The 2,321-nt window shown below is 40.2% G+C and carries 1 protein-coding gene and 1 pseudogene; both read left to right on the forward strand.

Annotated features, from left to right (window positions below; translation table 11 throughout):
- Positions 1-393: 393 nt before the first annotated feature.
- Positions 394-690, forward strand: coding sequence for a hypothetical protein (locus tag CV944_RS16705; protein ID WP_100664556.1), 297 nt, complete (start codon positions 394-396; stop codon positions 688-690).
- 124 nt (positions 691-814) lie between these two features.
- Positions 815-1,968, forward strand: a pseudogene (locus CV944_RS16710) (IS256 family transposase).
- Positions 1,969-2,321 lie beyond the last annotated feature (353 nt).

Consider the following 2,321-nt stretch of genomic DNA (forward strand, 5'->3'; position numbering starts at 1 on the left):
GCGAAATTTCCTCCATGGTTGATGGTTTGGTCACCTTTACCATACAGGAAATTTCGCATTTTTTGTACCCTTGATCAGAAAACAACCTGATTGTCAAGTGCATTTTGTGGTGAAGAGCCAACAAAGTTATAAATAGTGCTGAAGGTGAAAACTTAAAAGAAAGTATTTTAGAAGAAGTAAATACGCAAAATAATAATATAGTATCGATACAAAAAATCAGCGGTTGTGGAGCAGCATCCATTGCAGGTTTCGCGCATACTACTGCGTTTACTGGTCTTATGACTCTTGCTGGAATAAGTGGTCCAGCTGGTTGGGCAATAGGAACTGGTGTTGCCGCGGTATGGTTAGGGGCTAGCGCTGCTGCTGGTTGCTTACGATAGTAAGGGGGATAATATGAGCAAAAGTGACTTTAAAGCATTTCTGGGTGGAAAGGTAGATATTTTTTCTCGAGGCACTTTTCAGCAACTCACTTTTCTAATTATCTTTTCTCCCCTTTTCACAAGCATGTTTAAGGAAAAAGTTTTGCTTTATGCCATCTTTGTTTTATTAATTACAATCAGTAATTTGGGTGTTGAGTATTTTGCTATAACAAAAAAAGGTCCTAGTCCTAAAAATTATATAGGATTGTTTTTGTTAATTAGTCTCCCTATCAATATTATAATTTTGTTGATTTTTTATATCATGCCTTAATAAGTATTTTCAAAGTAAGATGATGTATAAAATTTTGTGTAAAGCATTTTATTAGATCAAAAGAAAAAAGTAGGGTATTCTCTGATTTGGACCAACACATTCCAGAGAAAGGAGAACCCTACCTATGTCTAAAAGTATACCGAATGTCGACTGGACAAATCAACTGGAAAGCGTCATTCGTCAGTTTGTAAAGGAAAAATTCGAACTGATCATGCGGGAAGAAATGAAAAATTTCCTCGAAATCGAACAGGCCGGAACATCGAATATGAGAAACGGCTACTATCAACGAAATCTAGATACGCAATATGGCCGGATTGAAGGCCTTTTGGTCCCAAGAGATCGAAATGGGGAATTTCAAACGCAGCTGTTTGCCCCTTACCAACGTCATACTGGTTGGCTCGAGGAAGCCCGTCATCAAAATGTATCAAAGTGGCATGAGTACGAGGGAAATTGGCAAGTTTATCGAACGAATTTTAGGAAATGCCTATTCTCCAACGACGATCAGTCGTATTACCGATGTCGTGAAGGAAGACATCGAGAAATGGCACAATCGTCCACTATCCAAACGTTATTCGGTCTTTGTACGTGAAACTTCGCCGCGATACGGTAGAGAAAGAAGTCATTTATGTGGTGTTAGGGGTGAACGAAGAAGGATATCGCGAAATTTTGGATTTCTTCGTGGGAGGACAAGAAAGCGCCTATGTATGGCAGGAAATTCTTCAACACCTCTACCAAAGAGGCGTCAAGGAAGTGCTTCTGGGCGTATTCGATGGTCTTCCGGGGCTGGAGGAAGCTTTTCGCTCGGTTTATTCGAAAGCCGATGTGCAGCGTTGTGTCGTTCACAAAGTACGTAATACCTTACATCGTGTTCGGAAAAAAGATCAATTTGAAGTGGCAGAGGATCTCAAACTGATTTATCGCGCGCCGAATAAGGAGATGGCGTTACAAATGTTTCAACAGTTTGAGTCGAAATGGTCCAGCAAATATCCAAGAGAAGTTCAATCTTGGGCCAATGAGTTGGATGTCCTCCTTACATTTATGGATTATCCAAGCAGTATTCGAAGTGTGATTTATACGACCAATGCCATCGAACGAACGATCAAGGAAATTCGGAAACGCCTAAAACCGATGAACAGTTTGAGCAGTTTAGAAACCGCGGAAAAAGTCGTGTATTTGACCATCCAAGATTTTAATGAGAAATGGGCAGGGCGAAAGTTAAGAGGATTTGCCGAAGCACAGGAAGCCCTCGAGCGAATGTTTGAAGAACGCTACAATTAACCAAATATTGTAAATAAACAAATAAGCAAAGAAAGGGGATTTCCTCTGTCCACACAGGAGACTGAATATTCAGTCTCCTGTGTGGAGAAAATCAGTCCCCTATTCATTCCAAATCCAATTCAGAGATACCCTATTTATCTTGTATTACACAAAATTCTTGACGGTACCTTAATTTAAAAAAGTAAAAGCGACCATACTAAGAAAGGTCGCTTTAAAAACTATCTTATACTTTTTGCGAAGTTTTTATAAAGCGAAGTGAACTACCCACCACCTACGCTTCGCTTAGAGGTGGGGGCTTCAAGCGACTTGTGTGTGTTCGCTGAACGGTAAGCCACACACAAGAACCCTTTACG

This window comes from Geobacillus sp. WSUCF-018B (assembly GCF_002809985.1).
Lineage (GTDB): Bacteria > Bacillota > Bacilli > Bacillales > Anoxybacillaceae > Geobacillus > Geobacillus thermophilus.